The organism is Tolypothrix sp. PCC 7601 (assembly GCF_025677855.1).
Classification (GTDB): Bacteria; Cyanobacteriota; Cyanobacteriia; order Cyanobacteriales; family Nostocaceae; genus Aulosira; species Aulosira diplosiphon.
In genome coordinates this window covers 4,473,970-4,490,772 of record NZ_CP064879.1, presented here as the reverse complement: position 1 = coordinate 4,490,772, position 16,803 = coordinate 4,473,970, and the positions used below count along the sequence as shown (strand labels likewise).

Sequence of the window (16,803 nt, the reverse complement as noted above, 5' to 3'; positions counted from 1 at the left end):
TTTACCCTCCTGAAGGAATTGATTGGGTGGAATTTTCAGCTAACTTGTCACTCAAATGATTTATCAAATCCTGTGTCCAAGTATTTTTAAACGGCTTCCCATCTTCATAGATTGATGTATCACTAGTATCTTCATTTACCAATGTTTGCAAATATTTCAACAACTTTTCTGGGTTGTTGTCAACATCAATCCATGTCATTTTGTCAATATCTAGTTTAACCACACCCAAGCCACGCGATCGCCCTCCACCCAGAGGTATTTGTTCTGTCTCAAACTGATGTAACCCAATCATCAACAGTCCCAGTTCATAATCCTCAGCGTTTTCTACCACCGCTTTAAACTCAAACTGCGTTCCTGCTGGTACAACTTGAAAATCGTAGAGTTTCCCATCTGCTGCGGTTTCGGTGTCTCTATCAATAGCTACCCCATCTCTTTCTTGGTATTGTCCAAACCAAGTATCAGGGACTACAGTTAAATCTCTGACTTGGAATTTGCTAGCAATCCAGGGTGAACCAAATACCAGAGAAGTTAAATCTGTTTGCGCGATCAGTTCTTGAGTGAAAGCCTCATCGTTATAATAATCCTCTTTTAATTGTTTTATTGCCTGGGAAGTAATTGACCATTCGGCTTCTATAGCGGGATTTGCGGCTAAATTAGGATTGATACCTCTGAGAAAACTTTCGAGACGCGATCGCATTGCACCCTTAAAGCTAGAACCTGGTATTAATGGATTACCCAAGCTATCTTTAATTACAGGTAAATCTGAACCTATGGGTTCACTCGAACGACCTGCGCTAATGCGTAGTGCTGTAATTGTTGTGAGTTTACCTGTAATTTCTAAGCGATTTTTGAATGTGTCAAACATAATAATTTATCTGCTTTTAATTCCTTCACTTCGTTCAACATGAGCATGAGTACCGTAATATCGCAATGACAAATTACTCCCTACGATTTTGCAACTAACTCGGAGGCTGAGAGTAACGCGAAAATGGTCAATGACGGTATTTGTGTAAGTTTCTAGTTGTACACCACCATCACCTTTAAGCGGAGCTATATCACCATTATATTTAACAAGAAGATATGATACTTTAGCGATAGTTTCCTGCAATTTCAATCTTTCTTTTTTATCTGTTATCTTCTTGTAGTCTTTTTCAAAAGAAGTCTCATACTTTATTTTGGGGAAAATTAACAAATCTTCAGATAGAAAATCTTCTTTACTACGATTCCAAATTAATCTACCCCAGCTAGTTAATATTACTTTCTCATCAACTGCAAATATCAGAGTTTCTGGGATTCCCTGAAGTTCAGATATATTAATCCATGCTCCTTCTGCCATTAGTGCAAATTGAATAGGTTTAATCACTGAAATATCAATTTTGATAGGCAAACGAGGAATAGTAATAATTTCATTACTCCCTTCAAATATGTAAATAATACTATCGGAATAAAACATGCCAATAGTATTAACAAATCCTTGTATAGCCTTGAAACCACCTACTAAATTAAAGCAAATTTCATAGCCACTTTCTTTATAACCAGTAATTGTTTCTTCAAACCAATTTAAAAGTTCGTCAATTCCTTGTGTAAATGCCTCATCACTAGCGGTTGTAAAACCTGCTGGTGTGGTTATAGAAATATTTATTCCTTGTTTAATTAGAAATAGTTGTAAGATTTCTGAGGTCATTTTACTTTGATAAGTATCGCTAGAAATCAAAAAATGTACATCTTGCTTTCCTTGGTTTATTTGTTCTTGATACAATCCATAAATGCCGTTTAGCTCTGCACTAGCTTCTCTAATATTTAATATATTACCATCATATAATTTCTCCTCTGCTCTATTTTTTAGTTCTACAATAATATCAATAACATCCGGCTCATATTTTTGAATTTTATCCTCAGTCCAGTTAGCAGTCTTATCAATCATTACCTGCCAATTTTTTGGGTCTTTCAGGCGAATCTGGTTAGACAGTAAACTTGTGCCAACAGTTGATACAACGAAGCGGTGCATATTTAAACACTCCTAGTAAATTTATAGATGTCTTATTTCTTTAACTTCATTTCACCGACTGAAGCTGTATGTTCCCTGGCTAAATATCCTAAGAAAAGTTGTACCAGTTTCAGATGAATATTTTTGCGTAATTGAGTTTGGTTATTAATGTCATTTAAATAGGGTTCTAGATTATGACTCTTAGGAACACTTTTTCTTAATTTTGTTACTATTAATTGTGCATCTTTATCTAATTCATCCAGTACATTTACTAGAGCCTTAGCAAATATATCTTTACCTTTTTGTGTTTTCCAAATTGGGCTTGAACCACTTCTCCCTACCTGATAACGAATGTAATTTTTAATAATTTCAATTGAAGAGCTTGCATCAACAGCAACAGCTAATACATTTCTAAAAGGAGATTTTTCATCTTTATTGGCTATGGCAAAATTTTCTGATAAATCTTTCAGTTTTAGGATGATTTCATCCATTTGGTTACTAATACCTTTTTCAACTCTCAAAGCCAGTTGTTCTTGTAAAAAATTATCTAGTTCTGCCATGACTAAACAGCCTCCTCTCTTAATATGAAATGAAATTCATTGCAAATTTGCACTTGTCCGAAGCCTTCACAAGTGCGATCACCTACTCCATAAATCTCTAAATCTTCCCAAGCCTGTAACCAAAGATTCTGATTTTCTGTACTAAATAAATATACACTTCCCTTATTCGTCACTAACTCAACATCTTTCATTAAACCCCAAGCAGAATTCCAACCAGAACGGTAGTCATAGCTACTGTAAGCAGCGTGAATATCCAGAGATGAATCATTCACACCAGTATATTGCTGTAGCATTTCTCGAGAAATTACCGTTGTGCGTTGCCAGTTTTCAGTTAAAATTGCATCTGCTTGTAAATCCAAGGTGAAATAAGTACGATTTTCTGCTAATTCCTCTAAAGGATTACCAAATATATCGCCCCATTTACTCCAACGTTGGCGTAATTTTTGATTAAAATCATATATTCGTTTAATTACTTTTAATTTAATATCACTAGGTGCTTTTGCTGTAATTTTTACCTTACCTAATCCTCGTGAACCTGCGCCACCTAAACGTAAATCATGTTGATGATTTTGAATAAATTGTTGTAAAGCTACAGCTAAATCATCCTTAACAAAAACTGCACCTGTGTATGTGACAGGTCGTTTTTTATTTTCTTGAGATTCATTTAAAACTGCAATACTGTATAAAACCCTTTCTTCAGAAGTAGCACGGCGGCGATTAATCCCTACTCTGGTTAATAGACGAGTATTTGCAGAAGAACTGTAGTAATCGTCATTATGTTCGCTATAAAAACTGCTATAGTTATCAACTCTTTCTCCATAAGTTGACTTTTCTGTTGGGCAATTAGGATCGTATAGTTGTCCATATTTTTCGGCGCAAAATCTGTCGATTAAAATATCAAATGCACCATTTTTATTCTGCTCATCTGTTGTAAATCCTGATTTATTTTTGGAACTGACTACAGTAGCAGGTAATACTTTCACATCATCTTTCAAAACACAATCACTATCAATAGTTATTATTCCTGGGTAGGCGTTTTGAAAAATAGCTGGATTCTCACTCAAAAATAATTTATAAAAATCATCATTTTCACTAATTGTGGATGAATTAGACTGTTTTAATATTTGACTAGCAACTGCACCGCGAATCACAGAACCAGGAATATATTTTTCTACCTCACTCACATTTCCACCGGGTTTTTGTCTACCAATTGCTAAAGGAGACAGTGCTTTAATTTGTAGATTAATCTTTTTCATCGTTTTTAAATCCTTTAGCTAGAAACTCCCATGTTGTTTCTTCTATAGATAAATTAGGTAATTCCCAAGATAGCCAACCTAACCCGGCTGATTTACTACCTCCTAAAGCATTAATATGACGCAATCCCACTAAAATTAATGGTGCTGCATAAATTGGTGCGTTAGATAAATAAATATTCCCTGTAAATCTTAATTGCACATTCGCTGGTGATGTTTCTAAAAAGAAAAGTTTGTCTTCTTCAGCAGTCCGCCGCCGACGGTTAATTGTAACTCCAGGACGTATGACTTCTGGTAAGTTATCTGGTTCTTCTTCACAAATTAAGTCATCTACAATTATCCGAGAAGGTAAAACAGGATTACCGAAGATTTGACAAATTAAACAATGATGATGTTTCTCTGCTGCTGATGTTGATATTTTATATTCTATTCTGGAAAAATTTTCTGTTAAACCTGCTCTTTGTGGACACATAGTTTGTGGGTTAGGAGAATAGCAAATAGTCCACTTTAAACCTCTAGCAATTTTCTCGCATTCATGACGTAAACGTCCTTTCAGTTGGGAACCAGGAATTAGTAAGTTATCTTCAGCGTTACGGACTATTGGTTTATCTGCAAGCGAACCAGAAGCACCTCCAGCACCAATACATAACGCTGTATCAATGACTGCTGTAATCGGGTAAGTTTGCAGTGAATTAGATAATTTTTGGAGTTCAATCATGACTCAATCCCCGTAGATACAATTTCTGATGTCTCGTTATCTGGTACTTCTACAAAATCGTAGACATCTACCATATCTCGCCAAATAGTTTCATAAAATGGATCTTCAGGATGTTTAGGGTCAAGTTTACCGTTATCATACATCCAAGGTGCTAAATTACCTTTATTTACTTTATCTTTGGGTAGACACCAAGCTTCTTCAAAGTCTCTCAGCAATGCTTCTTTACCTTGTTTCAATCTGACTCGAAAGTAGCGATAGTTCAGGATGGCTGTATGTTTACCTCGTTCTAGTAAACTACGAATTTGATAAATTTGAGATTTAGGAAATTTAGCTTTTTTCAAAGCTGAAATAGAGGTAATTAATCCTCCTAATTCATGCAGAGTGTATGGTGTGGCGTATAATTTGAGATTTTGTAGGCTCTTTTGAGTTAATGCTTCTTTACGAAATTCTTTCACATTGGATGAAATCATTGTCACTGATTTGAGACTTAAAAAATCGACTGTTCCGCCATGATATCCGGCTTTTTTAAGTTTTTTTGCGCGTTCTTTAGCTGATTTAAGTAATTGCTCTACTAAATCTCTGGCGTAGTATATGGGTGTGTTGACAGCCGTAATTAATACGCCGATTGATGTACTCAGTTCACAATCAGAACGGTTTGCGGTTGAGGGTTTATAACGTTGATATTTATGCGGTTCAAATGGTTTGGTGTGATTTAGGCGATAATCCCCAATAATTTTTTTAAGTTCTCCATTTTTTGATTCATTCTCAATAGCTGGAATTTCCTTAAGCAGAATTTTTTCAAATTTTTCGCCTATCATTTGGGATATTTGTAATGCTTTATTAGCAGGAACAATCAATAAAATATCATCGCCACCAATCGTAATAATTTCAAAAGGATGGATAAATTGACCATTTGCTAAATGTGATTCTTCATCATTAAATCTACGTAGTTGATGAGGATGTAAGTTTTCAGCTATTGCTTGGTAAACTGCGGATATTGTTGCTAAATCTACATCTCTACTAAATTGTTGGTATTTTTCTGGTGTGAGGATTTTTTGAATATAACCACCCATATTATTACCATCAGCATAAATATAGGCAACATAACCATTACTAGCATTAGAAACTTCGGTGAGAGTTTCAGCAGTTTCTACTGAATATTCAGAAACACTACCGTAATATCTCATTTTTAAACTTGGATTCTCTTCTAGAAAGAGTTTAAATCTATTTACCCAACTTTCAATTACGCCTCTTTGCCAGGTTAACCCAGATTCTACATACCAAGAGGGATTATGACTGACACTATCTTTGGCTCTATCACCTACTAAATATTTGCGTACAGATGCCTCTGAAAAATAGGTTTCTCTGGGGAGTTTGTCTACTCGCATCATAGCAGAACGGCGATCGCTACCATCACGCATCAAATAAGGATGAGTTTCAAACATTGGTGGATAGCGACGACTAGGACGATTAGCAGTATCATTACCACTACGACGCTGATTAAACAAAATGTTTAATTTAGTTGTTAATTCATTAAAACTCTTACGTCTTTTGAATGCTTCAATTCTCTCGGATTCATTACTGGGATATCCAAAATAAGCTTGAACTAATTTCTGATTAAATTGCTGATGATACCAATCTAACCATAATGTATCTTTTATTGACTCTCGTAATAAACCAAAGCGCAATTCTAACAATCTAAATGTCTCACTTACTGCACAGGAATTAGCTGTTAAAGTCTCTTCTGTGTAGCGCTTTTCAATCGCATTGGCTAAGTCATCGACATAAGCAGCAGGACAGAAAGCTAAGATATTACCACCTGTAGAATAGATAATTAACTCTGGAATCAGCGCTTCAGATAATTTCAAATTATCTGATTGGGAATCTCCCAGAAAATTATCATTTAACCATGTTCTAATTTGATTAAATTGTATGTTGTAACGATTTTTATCTTCTTCAACAATTTCTTGGGGATTTTTTTGATTAAAAAAAGCAGGTAAATCAATGATATTTATTCTATCTAGTAAGCCAGATGCACCACGGATTTCTTGAATTTTTGCTGATTCAAATACATATTGCTTAATTTTAGTTGCACCACCATAAACCAAACCAATGCGAGTATTCTGATTCCACAACTCAGGATAATCATTCTTTAAGGTATCAAGATTTGGGGGAAAATATTTTTCATCTATACCTTGTAATTGTTCTACCTGTCTTAGCAAATCTTGCACATCATTTGGTAGCTCTTTCCCTATAATCAAAGCCTCGCGCATTTGTTGCGGTGTTAAATCGAATTTTGGTTCGCGCTGATCGCCCCAAGCCAAACACCAAGCAATAGCAGTTGTTATCGAATTAGTCTTGTGCATCTGTGTTGTCATTTGTACATACTCCAAAAATTCCGCATCGTACCTTACAAAGGAACTTAACCATATATCTGCTAAGTGAATTTGCTTAAATAAAATTACTTCCCCTGTATCATCACCCGCAATTCCCAAATTTATGCAACAGCAGAGAGTGAAATTGGCTACTCAATCAACCAAGTCGCCTAATTTATACGCAGGATTATGTGTGATAGAAATCACATATTTACCTATTTTGGGATCGAAAAAACCAACTGCACCGTAAATATGAGCTAGTTTATGTGCTAAAACAAACGCCACAGGTATAGAAATAGGCCCGTTAATCTTCAACAGTGGGCCTCCTGCAAGTTCTCCTGACTCAGCCATTTCTTCCAATCGGGCGGCTGCATCTTTGACAATCTGGTCATTTTGGGCAGGTTCACCAAAGTTAACTCGCAAAATCCCATTTTTGAACTCGATTTTGTAAGTAGTCATATTCTTCTCACTTCTACAGATTGCTTTGATCATACAGGTAGCCTGGAAGACCCTGCTTCTAGTTTTTGTTGCAGTCACCAAGTACCTAAGTCGATTATGCTCAAAGCCCAATACGGTTCAGTTAAGGATAATCGTAGGTTGGGTTGAACGAAGTGAAACCCAACAAAACCCCCGGAAATGTTGGGTTTCGTTCCTCAACCCAACCTACACAGTTTAAGGTTTTCAACGCTAACTGAACTGTATTGGCTCAAAGCAAGTATAAGCGATCGCTCTTTTACCCTCTTTACCCTCAACGCCACTAGCTATATATGCGATCGCAGTTCTCTAGACTTCCCTATTATTGCTAAATAATCCTATTGCAGGATATATTATTCCTCTGAAGATTGCTCAAAACATCAGCAGCATTTTTGTATCAACCTGGTCTTGGCAGCATTCACACCAAAACAATCAGTAATTCGATAGATTTTACTATAGTGAGATTGAGCATATATTTTTTATTAATTGCAGCGAATTAATTTAGATAATTAGCACTATTAGACAGCTTTAGTAATTAAAATCACAAATTAATATTTAAAAATTGTCAGCTAAATAACTAAAAATTGGTAGGTTACATTTACGTTTTTTTAAGCTGCTAAATTAGCTACCTTTCAAAAAACACTTTTTTGCTAAAAAAAATACTCCAAACTTTTTTATTTTGACTCTTTTGACAAGTACTAAAAAAATCCTTAAGCTAAAAGATAGCTTTAAGAAAGCAATGAGCAAACGGCAATTTTCTGGTTAAACATTAAGAGCCGTTATCTCAAGATGCCACGAGGAATCAATGAGTAGAAACTAAACTTCTGAACTTGTAATTGCACCCAACTCGCTCAAATTGTCTACCACAACCTTGATATTTAAACAACCGGATATCGCCCCAATTATATGTACTTCTATATTCCGGTGATGGGTAGATAATTTTTGGTGAAATTTCTTGGGTGTTAATTACAGAAGTTTGTTTGAGGTAAAGCCGATATGCCTAGGAGAATGCCGTGTTTAATTATCTCACAAATTTGAACGACCACAATCTACCCTATCCAGATACGATTCATCCCATTGTGGTTCACTTCGTAATTGCAATGGTGTTGTTTGCCTTTTGCTGTGATGTAATTGGCTATTTTACCCGCAATTCTCGCTTGTTTGAGGTAAGTTGGTGGAATATGTTAATTGCGACAATTTCTATCTTTGTCGCCATCATTTTTGGTCAATTTGAAGCAGGTTTAGCCAAACCATACGAAGTTGCTAAATCTGTGTTGAACGTACATACACTCATTGGCTGGTCGCTATCAGGAATTATTGCCGCGATTACAGCTTGGCGTTATGTAATTCGCGCCCGCGATCCCAAGCGCATCACATTTTATTATCTGGGAGCCGGGCTAATTTTGGTAGCAATAGTTGGCTTGCAAGTATACCTAGGTGATGAACTGGTTTGGGTATATGGATTGCACACAGTACCAGTTGTAGAAGCACTCAAGGATAATATCTTGCCATGAACGCAGAATTAATTAACCAATTAAGCGACCAACTAGGCCCAAACGGCTTACCTTACAGTATTCCGCTTCATCCCAACTTAGTTCATCTCACCCTAGGCTTATTCATCATTGGGATTACCTTTGATATTGTTGGGGCATTGTTCCCCTTCCAAAAATGGGTGTTCAAATTTTTCGCAATTTCTGTGGAACGTGACAACCTATTTGATGTTGGCTGGTACAACATGGTAGGGTCATCAGTAATTACCTGTTTTACAGTTGCCGCTGGCTTTTATGAAATGCTGCTAGCGCAACCACCAGCCGATGTCAAAAGTGCTTGGGGACTCCCAGCAATGGATACGATGATTTGGCATGGTGTTGGTGGGGTGCTGCTATTAACCATCATCATCGGTATGACTGTCTGGAGAGGATATCAGCGCTTTGTTACTCGCCGCGATGAAGAAAAACAAGTGCAATGGCGCTACCTCATCGCAGGTGTGACAGTCATGTTCATTATGTATCTCCACGGCACCTTAGGCGCACAATTAGCTGCTGAATTTGGTGTCCACAACACCGCAGATAGTTTGCTGCGATTGGGCAAAGACCTCAATACTCTGTTCAATTAATCAGTATTAGTCATTGGTCATTTGTCCCTTGTCATTTGTGCAATGACACATGACTGATACCAATCCCCCATGCCCAACAATTACCACTGACTATGACAATCCAGAAGATTTTTAATATTGTGGCACTGATTATCAGTGCGATCGCCGTGACTGTTATGAGTCTCTGGATAGGTAAACAGTCCTATTCTTGGCTTCCTCCACAGGCGGCGGCTGAATCCTTACTCATTGATGATCTGATTAGTTTCTTAGTAACCCTGGGTGCGTTTATTTTTCTAGGTGTTACTGGCGTTTTGTTGTATTCTGTCCTCTTCCATCGTGCTGGCAAGAATGATTATAGTGATGGCCCTGCAATTGAGGGCAATATCACCCTAGAAGTTGTGTGGACAGCCATCCCCATTTTGCTAGTCTTTTGGATTGCATCTTACAGCTACCAAATTTACGAACAAATGGGCATTCAAGGCCCAATGGCATTAGTGCACCTGCATAATCCAATGGGAATGGAATCGGCTTATGCAGCACCCAAAGATGAATCAGTTGAGGCTTTAGCTGAACCAGTAGAAAACATCGATGTCATTGCCAAGCAATGGGCTTGGGTATTTCATTACCCCGAACGAGATGTTACTAGTACCGAACTACATCTACCAAGCGATCGCCGCATCCGGTTGGCACTAAAATCAGAAGATGTACTACATGGCTTCTATATCCCTGCATTCCGACTGAAGCAAGATATCATTCCCAACCACAATATTGACTTTGAGTTCACTCCCATTCGTCCCGGCAAATACCAACTGACCGACTCTCAATATAGCGGTACATACTTTGCTACTATGCACGCCAATGTAGTGGTTGAATCTCCCGAAGCATACCACCAATGGCTAGCCCAAGCTGCAACCCAAACACCCACTCCCGCATACAATCAAGCAGCTGATGAGTATGCCCAAGCAAGCAGTCAGTCAGGCAAAACCGGATGGGCTACAGTCGCACCTGAATCAGCACCTCTAGTCAATTATCCTGGTTGAAAGGAAACTCACCGATGACAAACATCTCTGTAAAAAACGTTAATCTCCCTAGTGAGGAACCTCACCACGAATCACCAGGGAATTGGAAGGAATACTTCAGCTTCAGCACTGACCACAAGGTCATTGGTATCCAATACCTCGTTACAGCATTCATCTTCTTTTTAGTCGGCGGTATCTTTGCAATGGTGATTCGGGGAGAACTGATTACACCCGAATCAGACCTAGTAGACCGCACCTTCTATAACGGGATGTTCACCATGCACGGCACTGTGATGCTGTTTTTATGGACATTCCCTTCTTTAGTTGAACTAACAACGGACATTTTGTGCTAAACTGCTCTGACATTGAGTTTCAGAGCTTTATGCGGGTCGGTTACGTTAGAGTATCGAAATTTGAACAGAGCGACGCGCTGACTCAGCAGACCGCCAGAATTGAAAAAGCTGGCTGTAGCTTGATTTTTTCTGACATCGAATCTGGGCGAAGCGACAGCCGGAAAAACTTCAACAAAATGCTCGCGATGTGCCGCGAAGGACAAATAACAGAAATCGTTATCACTCGAATCGATAGACTCGGTAGGTCTGTGATGACCATCGCTAAAACAATAGCACTACTCGAAAAGTTGAATATCAAACTTGTTATCTTAGATGCCCCCGTAGAAGATGCGTCAAGCCCATTTGGGTGGTTTTCCCTCAATCAAATGGCAGGACTAGCCGAGTTTGAATCTCGGTTGTTACAGAGCAGAGTAAACCACGGATTAGAGCATTTTCGCGAACAAAACAAAGCTTATCAGCCACCGTTCGGGTTCGCTAGAGTTGACGGGAAATATGTTGCTGATCTGACTATACATCAGCCCAGTGGAAAAACTAATTGGGCAATAGCCCAGGAAATTATTCAATATTTTTTATCTGAAAAAACTTCGCTGCGAAATACTATTCAACACTTTATAAAAGAATTCAATATTCAGTTTTCCCCTCCAGGGCTACGCTCTTGGTTGTTGAACCCAGTGCTGCGAGGTCACACTAGGTATAACGTAAAATTCAATCGCGTTAACCCCGAAAAATGGGATATTCGAGAAAATACCCATCAGCCTTTGATCTCAAAAGAAGTTTACCAACAGATTGAAACTCGGCTTAGAGACAATCAACGCCTGTGGGGTAGGAACTTTGAGGGTGCCACACAAACAGATATTGGCGGGCGTTTATTGTCTGGGCAAATTATCTGCGGTTCCTGCGGAGGGAAGTGTTATGTCCATGATGCTAAGAGATCGATGGGATTGCGATGCAAACGTCGCAGGGTTTACGGCGAAACTGCTTGTAGCAATAGAACCGCAGTTTCACTCAGAAAGGTTGTCGATGCTGTTGACGCTGCCCTAACAACAAGAGCGATCAAACTCAGGGACTATGTTGTCAGCAACCAGCCATCGAACGAAGATACTCCGGAAATTATCGAGCTTAAATCTCGTCTTGAGGTACTGCGAAAACTTCCCAGAGATTCGATCATTGAAGAAGCAATTGACCGAACAGTAGTCAAGATTCAGCAACTTCAGCAACAAAACATTCAATTCGCTTTTGTTGGGGCAAGTTTGCAAAAAGAATTGATAGACACTTTCGGTGATGTTGAATTCCTTGAGGTTATGCCAGATGAAACTAAAAAGGATTTGTACAAAAAATTTGTAAAGGAAGTAAAAGTTTTAAACGGCAATGTCATCGCCGTGTTGTTGGTTGAGATACTGCGGTAGCAACTCTGGGTTTGTCATGATCATTTTTTTTGTTGCTTTATCTACATTCAACGGCTTCACCAAACGAAATAATATAGCTAGCCTAAGCAGTTCTTCGGATAGAGTTTCGTTCTTCCTTGGAATGTAGCGAGACACATCAAATTCGGTTTTTCTTTGAGACATGATTTCTCTGTGGCGTTCTATTTTTAGATTAGTTTGTCGGCTGAAAATTTCTGTTACGAGCGATGCCAAAGGCTGGCTACGCCTACGCATTTGGCAAACGGTGGGTTGATCGCAATTGCTGAAAAGATACGCACGCTTATTGAAGACGGATAGATTCCAATACTTGTCGGTTAAGGGCAAAAGGGGAAGGGGAAAAGGGGGAAGAAAAAACCTTTAACCCTAGGGGAAACGCATCTTATTTCCTAATAAAAACTAAGAGAGATTTCAAAATGACATAGATAATTGTAAAAATTCCGGAAATGATAAATAAAATGAATCAATATTTTCGGAAAAATATGAATTAGCTTATCTGAAGCTGAAGAATTATTTATTAATACTAAAACAACTCAAAATTCAAGTTTATAAAGGTATGTTTATCTGGAAAATAATGAGATTTATCCTAAAGATTTAAATTCAATTTCTGATAGATTAGTTTATGCTAATGCTAAAACTCTTAATAAATAATTGTTATCCAACCCAGCGAGAAACTGTTTATTTTTTATTCCCCGTTTGACACGCTTCTCTTGACCTAAAAGATTGACTGCAATATGTCTAAGAATTGCAAAATTCTGTGGAGCATTATCTTTTCTAATCCGACAGTCATCTTCTCTCAAAGCAACATCCAAGATCCAATGCAATGAATTCTCAATTCCCCAATGACTGCGAATAGAACTACCAAACTGTTTAGCATTTGACTCAAGACTACTGATGAAATAATGGGTTTCAACCGTCGTTTCACCATTTATTGAGCGAACAGATTCTACCATTCCAACACTATTAAAGTTTGACCAAACTGAATCTGGGTTAAGCTGAGACTGAATTTGAGATAACATCACATAGTGGCGGATTTCATGACGACCATGCCCTGCTTCTTCTGTTTTATATGTGCTATGCTCAATCCCTTCAAAACCTGTACTTATACCTGACTTAAATAGTTTTTCTACCTCATCATAAAGATTTCCTTGGTTCTTTTTTAATGTAATTACATAATCTGCATTTTGTTGTGTAATTAACTTGATAATCTCTTTTTGACAACCGATTGCATCAATTGTCACGATACACCCAGACAGTTCTAATATTTTTAACAACTCTGGAATTGCTGTAATTTCATTCGATTTTTCATCCACCTTCACTTGTCCCAACACCAATCTATTTGTCGTTGCCCAGGCGCTTACCCTTCGGGTTCGCCAGTCGCTACAACGGGGGGAACCCCCGCAACGCGCTGGCTCACCATTTGAATTGCGCTTTGGTCACTACTTTTATCGTAAGAACCACGTAAGGTTTTTCCGTCAATTGCTACCACTTCACCTTCGGTTATCTTCTGTATTGATTTCATCCAATCAATAAAACATGATTGAAACTGTTGGGGATTTATTTGTGCAAATACTCGCGCAAAAGTGAGCCAGTCCGTTGCGGGGGTTCCCCCCGTTGAAGGAACTGGCGTATCATGAGACGGAATGCCATTTGGTAACTCGCGCAAATGTTTGTAACCATTCATACTTCGCGCTCCCAACTGCCGGAGTTTTAAATCCCAAGCAGATTATGGCTTTTGTGCTGCCAAGAAACAGACATACTATGGGTTTCATGGGCATTTAATCATTAGTGGTACAGGAGTTATTAGTGGGTTTACCCTCACTCCAGCAAATGGCAGTGAACGAGAAGCACTTTGGGATTTAATCACACGAGTTAAAGGTTTATTAATCGGAGATAAGGGTTATTTAAGTCAGTTTTTGTCAGGAGAACTGGAAAGAGTGGGTATTAATTTACAAACCCCTCTGCGTTCTAATATGTCTGACTCTCGTAGTCAATCTTTAGTTCGATTAATGCAACGCTTTCGTCGCCTAATTGAAACAGTAATTGGTCAATTAGTTGAGAGATTTCATATAGAGAAGATTCGAGCTAGAGATATGTGGCATCTTACCAGTCGTCTCAATCGCAAGATTATTGGTTTGCAATGCCTAAGCTGGAAAATCATTCTGGCTATGACCGCGATTCTAGGAGTTTTCTTGAAGGATTTCAGCCACCCACACCAGGAGAATTTCTTAGTTCTGATATCGACACTATTAATACGGATGTATTCTGTTCGATAAAAAGCAACCCGAAGCATTTTTAACTTGGGTTGCTTACATTGTTTTTGAGGAGTTAGAAGGAACTGAATCCAAAATTCATTAACCGTGAATGGCAGGAGCAACTAAAGCTACAGGTTGAATATCTCCAGCCGCTAAATCTAAGGGGAAGTTGTGAACATTGCGTTCGTGCATGGTTTCCATTCCCAAGTTAGCGCGGTTTAAAACATCAGCCCAAGTATTAATTACACGACCTTGAGCATCAAGAACAGAGTTATTAAAGTTTAAACCATTGAGGTTAAAAGCGAAAGAAGATACGCCTAAGGCAGCACACCAGATACCAATTACTGGCCAAGCACCTAAGAAGAAGTGTAAAGCACGACTATTATTAAAAGATGCGTACTGGAAGATTAACCTGCCGAAATAACCGTGAGCCGCAACAATATTGTAAGTTTCTTCTTCTTGACCGAATTTGTAACCGTAGTTTTGGGATTCAATTTCAGAAGTTTCCCTAACTAAAGACGAAGTGACTAAAGAACCGTGCATGGCAGCAAATAAAGCACCACCGAAAACACCAGCTACTCCCAACATATGTAATGGGTGCATGAGAACGTTATGTTCTGCTTGTAGCACAAACATGAAGTTGAAAGTACCACTAATCCCTAAAGGCAAACCATCAGAGAAGGAACCTTGACCCAAAGAGTAGACTAATAGTACCGCAGTAGCAGCAGCAACAGGCGCGCTGTAAGCGATAGAAATCCAAGGACGCATCCCTAAGCGGTAAGATAATTCCCACTGCCGACCCATGTAGCAGAAAATACCAATCAGGAAGTGGAAAATAATTAACTGGTAAGGGCCGCCATTATATAACCACTCATCTAAGCTAGCTGCTCCCCAAATGGGGTAAAAGTGCAGACCAATAGCATTGGAACTAGGTACAACCGCAGCAGTAATGATGTTATTGCCATAAAGTAAAGCACCAGCGACAGGTTCGCGAATACCATCTATGTCTACAGGTGGTGCAGCAATGAAAGCGATGATGAAACAAATGGTTGCTGTTAAAAGTGTGGGAATCATCAGTACACCAAACCAACCAATGTACATACGGTTGTCAGTACTGGTAACCCAATTGCAGAATTTCTCCCAAAGATTGTTACTACTTTGGCGTTGTTGCAGAGAAATAGTCATAATGTTTAATTCCGAGGTTAATCGTTGTTCAAGGCAAGTTAACCTTATTTATATAATAACCATATGGTTATATAGCTTGTCAACAAAAGTGGTGAAGTGACTAGCGATCGCTTAACATCCTTAACACCAGGATTGTTCTCCCGGAGGATTGTGCAGTAACTCCCGAATATTGGCTTCAATCACCCGGTAGCCTACATTGCCGTTGAGTTTCTGCCGTCCTTCATTAAAAATCAGGGTGGGGCTAACTGTAACCGTATGCTCTTTGACTAATTCAAAATCTTTGGATAGCTCGGCATAAGCTTCACCGCTATCGATCTGAGCTTGGATAGCTGCGATCGCTTTCCAATTTGTAACCCAGCATAAACCATTGCACCTGTGGAGATCCCACTGAGAATGCCTTCTGCTTGGGCTAATTGTCGTCCTGTCTCGTAAGCTTGCGTCTCGCTGACTGTAAAAATTTCATCGATGAAATCGACTCGCAAAACATCGGGAATGAACCCTGCACCAATACCCTGTAAATTATGTTCCCCTGCGGATTTACCACTTAGCACTGCACTATTAGCAGGTTCAACGGCAATTATTTGGAGGTGGGGATTTTGCTGTTTGAGATAGCTACCAGCACCGGTGAGAGTTCCGCCTGTTCCTACACCGACAATTAACACGGCAATGTCACCATCAGTATCCTGCCAAATTTCTGGCCCAGTGGTATCGTAATGGATTTTGGGATTGGCGGGATTGCTGAATTGATGGGGTGAGAAAGCATTGGGAATGGTGGTGAGAAGTTGATTAGCATGAGCGATCGCATGAGTCAAATAAGTCAAGATTGTGGGAATAGCCAAAAATACTAGGGCGATAGGTAAATGAACGGTAGCTCAAGCGAACTATAACTGACCCTTTTCATAGAAAGGATGGATTATAGATAAAAGTCGGCTGGGGAATGGAATCTAACATCTGCGATCGCGTACTCAAAGAAGTCTCAACAACAGACTGCCGATAATGATTGCCTAGCGACTTCAAGCACGGAAGAATAACGCCGTAGTTTAACATCTATTAGGATGCATCTATCCAATAGGGGGTAAGACCCCTCATTTGAACGAGCAAACAAGGC

Annotated in this window: 15 protein-coding genes and 3 pseudogenes; 7 read left to right on the top strand and 11 right to left on the bottom strand. The window is 38.9% G+C overall.

The genetic code is table 11. The features are described 5' to 3' along the window. Nucleotide 1: 1 nt before the first annotated feature. The 7 genes from csx7 to HG267_RS18420 form a co-directional block, all read right to left on the bottom strand. Nucleotides 2–865 (bottom strand): CRISPR-associated RAMP protein Csx7, encoded by an 864-nt coding sequence (gene csx7 / locus HG267_RS18450; RefSeq protein ID WP_045867792.1) that lies wholly within the window; start codon nucleotides 863–865, stop codon nucleotides 2–4. Between the two features lie 6 nt (nucleotides 866–871). Further along, entirely contained in the window at nucleotides 872–2,008 is a 1,137-nt protein-coding gene (locus tag HG267_RS18445) for a putative CRISPR-associated protein (RefSeq protein ID WP_045867793.1), read from the bottom strand. 32 nt (nucleotides 2,009–2,040) lie between these two features. Beyond that, nucleotides 2,041–2,547: a hypothetical protein gene (locus HG267_RS18440; protein WP_045867794.1), complete on the bottom strand. Its 507-nt coding sequence runs from the start codon at nucleotides 2,545–2,547 to the stop codon at nucleotides 2,041–2,043. A gap of 2 nt (nucleotides 2,548–2,549) precedes the next feature. Continuing rightward, on the bottom strand, nucleotides 2,550–3,803 hold the full coding sequence (gene csx10, locus HG267_RS18435) for a CRISPR-associated RAMP protein Csx10 (RefSeq protein ID WP_045867795.1): 1,254 nt from the start codon (nucleotides 3,801–3,803) through the stop codon (nucleotides 2,550–2,552). Continuing rightward, nucleotides 3,790–4,518, bottom strand: coding sequence for an RAMP superfamily CRISPR-associated protein (locus HG267_RS18430; RefSeq protein ID WP_045867796.1), 729 nt, complete (start codon nucleotides 4,516–4,518; stop codon nucleotides 3,790–3,792). The genes csx10 and HG267_RS18430 overlap by 14 nt, the downstream gene beginning before the upstream one ends. Continuing rightward, complete coding sequence (gene cas10 / locus HG267_RS18425) at nucleotides 4,515–6,896, bottom strand: type III-B CRISPR-associated protein Cas10/Cmr2 (protein ID WP_228045232.1); 2,382 nt, start codon at nucleotides 6,894–6,896, stop codon at nucleotides 4,515–4,517. The genes HG267_RS18430 and cas10 overlap by 4 nt, the downstream gene beginning before the upstream one ends. Nucleotides 6,897–7,046: 150 nt before the next feature. Further along, nucleotides 7,047–7,352, bottom strand: coding sequence for a CRISPR-associated protein (locus HG267_RS18420; protein ID WP_045867797.1), 306 nt, complete (start codon nucleotides 7,350–7,352; stop codon nucleotides 7,047–7,049). A gap of 177 nt (nucleotides 7,353–7,529) precedes the next feature. Between HG267_RS18420 and HG267_RS18415 the strand changes: the two genes are divergently transcribed. The 6 genes and pseudogenes from HG267_RS18415 to xisF all read left to right on the top strand — a co-directional run bounded on the left by HG267_RS18415 (nucleotide 7,530) and on the right by xisF (nucleotide 12,240). Beyond that, on the top strand, nucleotides 7,530–7,703 hold the full coding sequence (locus tag HG267_RS18415) for a hypothetical protein (RefSeq protein ID WP_155538934.1): 174 nt from the start codon (nucleotides 7,530–7,532) through the stop codon (nucleotides 7,701–7,703). 677 nt (nucleotides 7,704–8,380) lie between these two features. After that, the gene (locus HG267_RS18410) at nucleotides 8,381–8,881 is read left to right on the top strand and encodes a DUF2231 domain-containing protein (RefSeq protein ID WP_045867798.1); all 501 of its coding nucleotides are present in this window, start codon (nucleotides 8,381–8,383) and stop codon (nucleotides 8,879–8,881) included. Next, nucleotides 8,878–9,483, top strand: coding sequence for a DUF2231 domain-containing protein (locus HG267_RS18405; RefSeq protein WP_045867799.1), 606 nt, complete (start codon nucleotides 8,878–8,880; stop codon nucleotides 9,481–9,483). Before HG267_RS18410 ends, HG267_RS18405 begins: the two co-directional genes overlap by 4 nt. Before the next feature lie 92 nt (nucleotides 9,484–9,575). Continuing rightward, nucleotides 9,576–10,502: a cytochrome c oxidase subunit II gene (locus HG267_RS18400; RefSeq protein ID WP_045867800.1), complete on the top strand. Its 927-nt coding sequence runs from the start codon at nucleotides 9,576–9,578 to the stop codon at nucleotides 10,500–10,502. 14 nt (nucleotides 10,503–10,516) lie between these two features. Then, nucleotides 10,517–10,807: pseudogene (locus HG267_RS18395) on the top strand (cbb3-type cytochrome c oxidase subunit I); the annotation flags it as partial. A gap of 56 nt (nucleotides 10,808–10,863) precedes the next feature. After that, nucleotides 10,864–12,240 carry a fdxN element excision recombinase XisF gene (xisF, locus tag HG267_RS18390; protein ID WP_045867802.1) on the top strand — a complete coding sequence of 459 codons (1,377 nt, stop codon included), beginning with the start codon at nucleotides 10,864–10,866 and terminating at the stop codon, nucleotides 12,238–12,240. Here the strand turns inward: xisF and HG267_RS18385 are convergent. Both HG267_RS18385 and HG267_RS18380 read right to left on the bottom strand, forming a co-directional pair. Next, complete coding sequence (locus HG267_RS18385; RefSeq protein WP_155538936.1) at nucleotides 12,193–12,492, bottom strand: hypothetical protein; 300 nt, start codon at nucleotides 12,490–12,492, stop codon at nucleotides 12,193–12,195. The two genes, xisF and HG267_RS18385, sit on opposite strands and share 48 nt — an antisense overlap. Nucleotides 12,493–12,875: 383 nt before the next feature. Then, nucleotides 12,876–13,958, bottom strand: a pseudogene (locus HG267_RS18380) (ISAs1 family transposase); the annotation flags it as partial. Between HG267_RS18380 and HG267_RS18375 the strand changes: the two are divergent. After that, nucleotides 13,944–14,408 (top strand): annotated as a pseudogene (locus HG267_RS18375) (IS982 family transposase); the annotation flags it as partial. The pseudogenes HG267_RS18380 and HG267_RS18375 sit on opposite strands and share 15 nt — an antisense overlap. 201 nt (nucleotides 14,409–14,609) lie before the next feature. Here the strand turns inward: HG267_RS18375 and psbA are convergent. Next, complete coding sequence (psbA, locus tag HG267_RS18370) at nucleotides 14,610–15,695, bottom strand: photosystem II q(b) protein (RefSeq protein ID WP_045867803.1); 1,086 nt, start codon at nucleotides 15,693–15,695, stop codon at nucleotides 14,610–14,612. A gap of 266 nt (nucleotides 15,696–15,961) precedes the next feature. After that, nucleotides 15,962–16,534 (bottom strand): pyridoxal-phosphate dependent enzyme, encoded by a 573-nt coding sequence (locus HG267_RS18365; protein WP_228045233.1) that lies wholly within the window; start codon nucleotides 16,532–16,534, stop codon nucleotides 15,962–15,964. Between the last annotated feature and the right edge of the window lie 269 nt (nucleotides 16,535–16,803).

Excerpts from the sequence above, each read along its gene's own strand:
- csx7 (WP_045867792.1), bottom strand. The coding sequence starts at position 865 with ATGTTTGACACATTCAAAAATCGCTTAGAAATTACAGGTAAACTCACA.
- HG267_RS18445 (WP_045867793.1), bottom strand. The coding sequence starts at position 2,008 with ATGCACCGCTTCGTTGTATCAACTGTTGGCACAAGTTTACTGTCTAAC.
- HG267_RS18440 (WP_045867794.1), bottom strand. The coding sequence starts at position 2,547 with ATGGCAGAACTAGATAATTTTTTACAAGAACAACTGGCTTTGAGAGTT.
- csx10 (WP_045867795.1), bottom strand. The coding sequence starts at position 3,803 with ATGAAAAAGATTAATCTACAAATTAAAGCACTGTCTCCTTTAGCAATT.
- HG267_RS18430 (WP_045867796.1), bottom strand. The coding sequence starts at position 4,518 with ATGATTGAACTCCAAAAATTATCTAATTCACTGCAAACTTACCCGATT.
- cas10 (WP_228045232.1), bottom strand. The coding sequence starts at position 6,896 with ATGACAACACAGATGCACAAGACTAATTCGATAACAACTGCTATTGCT.
- HG267_RS18420 (WP_045867797.1), bottom strand. The coding sequence starts at position 7,352 with ATGACTACTTACAAAATCGAGTTCAAAAATGGGATTTTGCGAGTTAAC.
- HG267_RS18415 (WP_155538934.1), top strand. The coding sequence starts at position 7,530 with ATGTTGGGTTTCGTTCCTCAACCCAACCTACACAGTTTAAGGTTTTCA.
- HG267_RS18405 (WP_045867799.1), top strand. The coding sequence starts at position 8,878 with ATGAACGCAGAATTAATTAACCAATTAAGCGACCAACTAGGCCCAAAC.
- HG267_RS18400 (WP_045867800.1), top strand. The coding sequence starts at position 9,576 with ATGACAATCCAGAAGATTTTTAATATTGTGGCACTGATTATCAGTGCG.
- xisF (WP_045867802.1), top strand. The coding sequence starts at position 10,864 with ATGCGGGTCGGTTACGTTAGAGTATCGAAATTTGAACAGAGCGACGCG.
- HG267_RS18385 (WP_155538936.1), bottom strand. The coding sequence starts at position 12,492 with ATGCGTAGGCGTAGCCAGCCTTTGGCATCGCTCGTAACAGAAATTTTC.
- psbA (WP_045867803.1), bottom strand. The coding sequence starts at position 15,695 with ATGACTATTTCTCTGCAACAACGCCAAAGTAGTAACAATCTTTGGGAG.